Source organism: Caryophanon tenue, from assembly GCF_001700315.1.
GTDB lineage: Bacteria > Bacillota > Bacilli > Bacillales_A > Planococcaceae > Caryophanon > Caryophanon tenue.
The window spans coordinates 1-8,796 of record NZ_MASJ01000020.1; the positions used below are offsets into that span (position 1 = coordinate 1).

Consider the following 8,796-nt stretch of genomic DNA (forward strand, 5'->3'; position numbering starts at 1 on the left):
CGTCCAGTTGGCTATTCGTCGTGCGTACCGTACATGTGCGCTATTTTTTATAATTCGGGCTTACGCCTTTTCTATTGGTACATTGTTTATTGTTAGTTTATATACTTAAAAAAACAGCGCCAGCAACAGATTGAGTGTGTTTTAGCATTGGTTGCATTCATCACGATGTTGCATAAAACCTTGCATATTTTTAACGTGATAAATCCACATTTTTCTGACAGGACCCCGGAAAAAAATATAACCGGAGTCCGAGTACAATACCCGAACTCCGGTTAGGAAAGCTGCCTAGATGAAATAATCCCATGTAACGTTCATCACTTCAGTCTCCGATAATTCATGTAAAAACATAGTGAAAGATAGTCTAAATCGTTTGTCTCGCTATTGTTGCGCACGTCTTTCCATTTCTTCAAGTGCAAGCGATGTCATCGATACAAATTGCGCACGTGTAATCGGCTTTTGTGGATTGAAGAAGCCGTCTGTGCCTTTGACGATTGCTAAGTCGGCTAAAGCGGATACGTACGGTGTACCCCAGTAGCTTGCTAGTGTGTCTTTAAACGTTGACTTCCCACCTGGTTCGAAGCCTGCTGCGAGCACAAGTACTTTCGCAAGCTGTCCGCGCGTTAAGTTTGCTTCTGGCTGGAACTTCCCGCCATCACCGCTAAAGATGCCTGCTTGCTGCACCGCTGAAATGGCTGCGTAGTACGCATGGCTTTTTGGCACGTCTGTAAAGTCCGCAACTGTTTGTGTTGCTTCGAACTTGAACACATCGTTTAAAATGCGTGCGACGTGCTTACGTTGGATTGGTGCGCCTGGTTTAAATGTGCCGTCTGGGTAGCCGTTAATGTAGCCTTTATCGGTGAAGCTTTCAATCGCACCTTGCGCCCAATGTCCAGCGATGTCGTTAAATTTGGCAACTGGCTGCGGGATTGGTACAACGTTATCGTTAAATGCGACATAGAGCGTCATCGGTTTACCGTTTACATTGTCCATATTGATGTATGGCGAAGTAAATGCTTCGTCTGTATACAGTGCACGAAAAGCCTCGCCTTGCTCATCGGTAAACTCATTTGTACGCGTTATTTTCGTACTGCTTCCTTGCAGTATAAGGTGTGCTATAGGATTTCCATGTACAACTAACAAATCAAATGTTTTTAATGATGCAGGGATTGTTGCTATTTCGATCTGATTGTTCGCAAACGCACGTACACCGACTTCACGTACATTACCTGGTAAAATAAGACGCATCATGCGATTGTCACTAAATGCCTCATCACCGATTGTCTCAAGCGTTAAAGGTAATATAAGTGACGCAAAGTCATTCTCTGCAAATGCCCTTTTATGAATAGCTTTTGCCCCTTTAACCTCAACAGATACTAGTTTATTTTTCTCAAACGCACTCTCCATAATAGTATGGACACTGCCCGGAACAATAAGTGTTATGAGCTCGTTATTTGAAAAAGCACGTGCATGAATTGTCTCAATATTCGCTGGAATATCAATCAATCTCAGCTTGTTATGGGCAAATATATTCGCTGATAACTTGTTAAGTTTTTCTGGAATCTCGATTTCAGTCAGCTCATTATGCATAAAGGCAGAGTCGCCAAGTTGCGTTAAGTTTTTCGGCATGTCGACGGATGCCAATTTATTTCCTTCAAACGCTGCGGCACCAATTTGTTGTACCGTCGATGGTATAGTCACATGTTGCAGCTCGTTATTATAAAACTGTTTCTCTGCAATAGCCATAACCCCTTCTGCAATCGTTACACGCTGTAATTGACTATTCGCAAATGCACCTGCGCCAATGTCCGTTCCTTTTTGAATGTGCAAATCTGGAATGTTTGCTCCGTTAAACGCATCGGCACCAATCGTATGAAGCGTTGCCGGCAAAACGAGTGGCTTACTACTATACACGTAGCTCGATGCAAACGCATGGTTACCGATTTCCTCTAAATTCGGCAATGTGGAAACGTCGACAGCCATATTGCCTGCTAATGCATAATCACCAACTTTACGAATCGTTGTTGGTAGCGTCAATTGCTTCTCGCTCGATGGATATGTTTGTAAATGCACTTGTTGGTTATAGAACGCACCATCTGCGATTTCAGTCACTGGCAATTGATCAATTGTTGCAGGGACAGTAATCGTTGTTGTTGTTGAAAAGGTATCATAGCCTGTAATACGTACTTGCCGCTCATTGTTTGACGTAAATGTTTCGTAAAAAATATCACCAAGACGCTTTTCCTTTACATCTCCCATTCGCTGTAACTGGAACGATGGGTTGATCGTACTAATCGTCAGTTGCTCTTTCGTCAGCGATGCTGGAAAGTGTGCCGATTCGGAAACACCTATATTTTTAAAAGCGGTATTCGCTATGTTTTTCACGCTTTCTGGAATGACAAGCGTCGACATAGAAGTTCTTGCAAACGCATTTGCTTCAATGACCTCGACCGTCTCAGGAATAACAACACCGTCTAAAAAAGACGCTTCTAAAAATGCACCTTCCTTAATTGTCTTCAAATGAACCGGAATATTTTCAACAAGATAATGTTCTATGCTTCGATCGATTCCATCCCACTCATACTGCACAAATGCTTCTGAACGAATTTCTGTTACTGGTACACCGTTAATCGTATCGGCAAGCTTAACCGTCCATGTGCCATACGTTCTCGATAAAACACGCGCTTCCTTTTCGCCATTTGCCGCGGTGAAAATTTCATATTTTACCCCATCTTGCACAATTGTTTCATTTGCCTCTGCTTGTGGTGCGACTGCACAAACTGCTGCCACTGCCGCAAACGTTGCCATCCATTTTTTCATGTTGACCATCTCCTACCACTTATTTGCTGCCGTACAGACGGAGCTGATGTGAAAAAGTTTCAAACTATGTGAAAAAAATTTTTCGACATGGCGAAAAGACCGCGAATATTGCATGCGGTCTCGTTCGCTCATTTAGTTGTTCGCACGTCGCGCCATTTCTTCAAGTGCCAGTGACGTCATCGATACAAATTGCGCACGTGTAATCGGCTTTTGTGGATTGAAGAAGCCATCTGTCCCTTTCACGATCGCTAAATCGGCAAGCGTTGCAATGTACGGTGTGCCCCAGTAGCTCACTGGTGTGTCTTTAAACGTTGACTTCCCACCTGGTTCGAAGCCTGCTGCGAGCACAAGTACTTTCGCAAGCTGTCCGCGCGTTAAGTTTGCTTCCGGTTGGAACTTGCCACCATCACCGCTAAAGATGCCTGCTTGCTGCACTGCTGAAATGGCTGCGTAGTATGGATGGTTTTTCGGTACGTCTTTGAAATCCGCAACTGTTTGTGTCGCTTCGAATTTGAACACATCATTTAAAATGCGTGCGACATGCTTACGTTGGATTGGTGCACCTGGTTTAAATGTGCCGTCTGGGTAGCCGTTAATGTAGCCAAGGCTCGTAAAGCTTTCGATTGCACCTTGTGCCCAATGTCCGGCGATGTCTTTGAACTTCGCTTCCTTCTGCCACGCAACATAGAGCGTTTGTGGCTTGCCGTTTGGTAGATATATATTTTCGTACGGTACGGTTAACGATGTATTCGTATATAATCCTTTAAATGCTTCATCCACGTCATTCACAAAGTTAAATACATCACTAACTGCATCAATTGTTGTGTCACTTCCTTGTAGTGTGACAGTCGTTAACGGATTTTTTGTAAATACACTAAGGTGTAGTTGCTTCAAGCGTGTTGGAATCGTCACTTCGGTTATATTATTTTGTTCAAACGCACTATACTCTATACGTTCAAGTGTTTCTGGAAACGTCACGTTTGTTAAGTTATTGTTCGCAAATGCATATTGTCCTATCGTCGTCACCGTGTTTGGAATTGTTACGTTCGTTAAGCGATTATTATATAGCACACCTTCTTCAATATGTGTCAGTGTAGTTGGCAGCGCAATGTTTGTGAGATGATTTCCTGAAAATGCACCTCGTCCTATTGTCGTCACCGTTTCTGGAATGATCACGTTTGTTAAGCGATTTCCTGCAAAGGCTGATTCTTCGATATGCGTCAATTTGCTCGGTAGCGTAATGCTTGTTAATTGATTGCCAAAAAATGCAGATTGTCCTATTGTCGTTACCGTTTCTGGAATCGTAACATTCGTTAAAGCCTGATGACTCAAAATCCCTGCTGGAATCGTCGTGATGCCTTCTGCAAATGTTACATTTGTTATCGTATTTTCCGTATAAATACCGTTACCGCTGCTCTTTGTTAACGGCACATGCGCAGTTGTCAGTACGTTTTTACGAAAAGCATTGTCACCGATTTGTTCAATATACGTTGGCATCGTCACCGTTGCTAATTGATTTTCAGAAAATGCCTCATTGCCAATGACGTTCACCGTTGAAGGAATTGTAATTTCTGTTAACGCATTGTTGCGAAAAGCACTGTCACCGATTTCTTCGATGCCTTCATGCAATGTGATGTTACGCAAACCTGTTCCAAAAAATGCGTAATCACCAATATGTGTAATTGTTTTAGGGAGCGTGAAGCTTTCTAGTTGTTTTCCTTTAAATACACCATTTGGAATATGTGTCGCGCCTTCTTCAAACACGACTTTATCAATCGTTGTGAATATGCTTTTAAACACACTGTTGCCAAACGCTGTATTTGCTGGGATTACAACTGTTTTAAAACGATTATACGCAAAGGCATCGTCACCGACTGTTCGCACACTGCTTGGCCAGTCAATTTCTGTGAGATGATTTCCTGAAAATGCACCTGCTGGAATATCGCGTAGTCCTTCTGCAAGTTCAACTTCTGTTAACACGTTAGATGAAAATGCTCGCTCGCCAAAATACGTCAGTGCCGGAATGCGAATGCTTTTCAAGTTATTGTATGCGAATGCTTCCTCACCAATTGATGTTAACGTAGTTGGTAGAGTTACATTTGTTAGTGCATTTTGATGAAACGCACGACGTCCAATATGCGTCACATTTTGAAGCGCAATCGTCACTAGCTGGTTAGCGGCAAACGCTCGATCGCCAATTGTTTTTACATCATTGCCTAGCTGCACAGTTGTTAGCGCATTGGCTGAAAACGCATTGTTACCAATGGTCGTCAATGTGGATGGTAATGTAATCGTCGTTAATTGATTACTGTCAAACACATTATGTGCAACATGTGTTACACCTTCTTCGACAATTACAGCCGTTAGTTGATTTCCTGCAAATGCACCTTGTCCAATTTCCATCTGTTCTGTTACAACAAACGGTTTCGTGTTCGTCATGCGATTATAGTGGAACGCCTCCTCGCCAATAAATTGTAAGTTTGGGTAGTCATTAATCGTTACCGCATTTTGGTGCATCCCTTTAAACGCACGATCCCCCACTTTCCGAATCGTTTTTGGAAACGTGACGTTGTATGGAATCGAGACGTCTGTATAAACAATGAATGGTAGAATTGAAAACGCATCGTCTGCAATTTCTGTCACATTCATCCCATTAATCGTTTCGGGTATGGCAATTGATTTGATGCTTTTTTTCGGGTCATATCCTAAAATGCGTACTTCACGTACACCGTTATACGTAAATTCCTCGTAAAATAAATCGTCATGACGCTTTTGCGCAACGTGGTTCCATTTCGTCGGCAACTGCACATCAAGTGTTGTCGTCGTACCTTTTATAATTTCTTGCCCAATCTTCGTCACAGAGTTTGGTATAACGAGCTTTTGAATACCGCTATTATAAAACGCACGATCCTCAATTACCTCTAACCCTTCTGGCAATTGAACGCTGACAATTCCACCATCTGCAAATGCTTCCTTGCCAATGCGTTTAATCGTTTCTGGTAAGACAAAATGTGAAATGTTAAGAAACACACTTTCGTCGAAATCCGGGACCTTTGCAGCACCCGCCGCGATTTCTACGACCGGTACACCATTAATATGCGACGGGATGACGAATGTCTTTCCCTCTTCATACATCGTCGTGTAAGAAATTTTCTTCAACACTGCATACTGCTTCCCATGTGCATCTATATGGATTTCGTAAAGTGCCCCATCTTGCGCTACTTTTTGTACTTGTTCAACTGCTTGTACTTGCGGTGCGACTGCACAAACTATCGCCACTGCCGCAAACGTTGCCATCCATTTTTTCATATTCTAAAATCCCCCTATATTTAATGCTGTACAGACGGAGCCAGTGCGAAAAAGTTTCAATCTCTGTGAAAAATATTTATGTTCACAGAGATACCATATCGTTCATAGCAAAACTGTAGCGCGTACATTTAGAGCTCGATAGGAACGACCTTGGTATTCTTTCAGACGATGTCAATTTAGAAGAAGCCTGTACGATTTTCATTAACTTTATTGATCAATAAAATATTGTCCATGGCTTAAACCCAAAAGCAATATTTAGCCCAGTCAATAATAAGCAACAATATGACTACGCAAATGAATTGATTGAACGAGCCAACAAACATAGATAATAACTAAAGAAATCCAACAAACGCTGTTATTAAAGTATTTGTTGGATTTGAAATTATCCCTAAACTACTATTTTGGAACGTTATTTTGTAGATGTTTGTATATGATACTTAGTTAAATCCGCTGAAATAGTATTTAAAAAATTTTTTCAAATTTATAATAAAATCTACCTTCACTATCACTTGAAATTGTTGCCAGTGCTTAAAGATATTGATTTTATTGAATGAATTAGTGAAAAACAAAACACCCCATTCTATTGAATAAGGTGTTTTGTTACCAATTAAAGATTATGTATTCTTTTGAGACTATCTCAAGTATTTGTACACAGTATTACGAGAAATTTTAAGTCGTGTGGCAAACATCGTTTTTGCCTCAAGCCATGTCTATGAAATGCGTCTAGCATGTGGCGTAGCACCAAAAGCAAAAAAATACCCTTCAGCAGTTGTCGTTGCTGAAGGATATTTCTTTTTGTCCTAGTCTTTGTCTAAATGAATACTTCGCTGTGCGCAATCCTTTACAATGGAATTTTCACAATCGCGATTGTTTCGTTGGCACTTATCGTTTCAAAATGGATGATGCCATTATATTTATCCACCATTTCTTTCACAATAAATAAACCTTGTCCTCGGACTCTGCCTTTCTCTGGCTTTTTTGTGGAGAAGCCTTGCTCGAAAATTTGCTCAAAATTCGGTGGCTTTTGTCCTGTATTTTTTATAATGAAGACTTGCTCAGACATACTGACGTCACAGCTTACGGTAATATGACGTAATTCCACTGGCAACTCTATCGTTGCTTCTATCGCATTATCGATTAAATTCGATAAAATCGTAATTAAGTCCATCGTTTTAATGCGATCAAATGGATGATCAGCCACTGTTAATTCGATATCAATTTGTTGGTTTTGGCAAGCTAACTTTTTACTTTCCAATAAGATGGCTAACGCAGGGTTTGCCACATTCAATTGAAGCGCTTCAATTGTGTGTATATCTTTAGCCACTGAATCGATATATGTCATTGCTTGCTCGATTAAACCTAACTGAAGAAAACCATGTAAAACTTGAATTTGATTCGTATAATCATGCCGTAACGATGACACAGAGGCCATTAACGTTTTAATGTCCTTTTGATACGTATATTCCGCTGTTCCTACTTCTTTTTGATACCATCGTTGTAAAAAGAAAAGCGCTACACTAAAAATCATGATGATAATGCCATTCATTAAAAGTAACAGTATATTATTAGCTGTAACGGATTTCTTAATGTCATGTAGTGTATCTATATTAATATCAATCGCTAAATAGCTAATAATTTCACCCTGTTCATTGTGAATCGGTGTACCTACCGTTATATAACGATGACCATATATCGTATCTTCTAAAGCTTCTGTTATAAATGGTTTCCCTTCCTCATACGCCATTTTCACTTGGGCTTCTGGCACGGTACAAGCTTCACCTATTGGGAAATCATACTCATTTTGTTTGTTTTCAGGATAGCCAACAATTAAAATTTTTGATGTCACAGGATTGTCTATTTCTAATGTGTATACATATAATACACCTAATTTTTCACGAGCATCATTCAAATACTGTCGAATAGCCCAATAATCTTCATTACGTTGTCGTGCTGTTAAAAAGCGTTCATATGTGTCTAAATCAAGCGCATGAGCAATCGATTTAGCCGCTTCTAAGTTTTGGTTTGCAATAGCATCCTCCACCGTGAATTCAATATTGGTAAAAGAATTGTACATACTGATACCTACAAAAAAAATCACCACTAGGATAGATAATACAATAATGAGCTTTACTTTAACACGCTTCATACTTCATTAACACGTCCATCCTAACCCATAAATCATTTGCTACATCGTTATCTTATTTTTTTAACGCCTTTTAGCCTGCTGTAAATCATTTACGATAGACGCATTATTTTAATAAGAAATGATATATATTTATGTTTTTTGCTGTAAGGACTATTATAGTATAAAAAAGGAACTTGGGACAGAAGTAATTATTCTTCAGCAACTTTAATCGGGTGTTTTTCGAGCGCTTGTTGGACATGTTGTAATGCCGTGCATGTGGATGCCCGCTTTTCCGAGCATCGTAGTCACCTGCTCAAATACCTGTAATGCACCGGCTTCAATTATGTTTCAAGTGCTGTTCATTCATTAATAATATTGGTTGTAAGTATAAGACGCTCATCATATGTACATTGCAATCGTTGGAGGAAAAGGCTATGTTTGCTGTTTTTTCGTAGCGTATGCGTTTTATAGGTAAATTAAAAAAACACCTAAAGCATTGACAGGCACTGACCTAAAATAATGAGACAAATAAAAACACCTTTCGT

General features: G+C 40.2%; 3 protein-coding genes. All 3 read right to left on the reverse strand.

What is annotated here, in order from left to right; all coding sequences use genetic code 11:
• Positions 1-378: 378 nt before the first annotated feature.
• Positions 379-2,817 (reverse strand): leucine-rich repeat protein, encoded by a 2,439-nt coding sequence (locus tag A6M13_RS09830; protein WP_066545464.1) that lies wholly within the window; start codon positions 2,815-2,817, stop codon positions 379-381.
• A gap of 132 nt (positions 2,818-2,949) precedes the next feature.
• Positions 2,950-6,126, reverse strand: a complete 3,177-nt coding sequence (locus A6M13_RS09835; protein WP_066545473.1) for a leucine-rich repeat protein — start codon at positions 6,124-6,126, stop codon at positions 2,950-2,952.
• Positions 6,127-6,967: 841 nt separating this feature from the next.
• Positions 6,968-8,200: a GHKL domain-containing protein gene (locus A6M13_RS09840; RefSeq protein ID WP_245669286.1), complete on the reverse strand. Its 1,233-nt coding sequence runs from the start codon at positions 8,198-8,200 to the stop codon at positions 6,968-6,970.
• Positions 8,201-8,796: the final 596 nt, after the last annotated feature.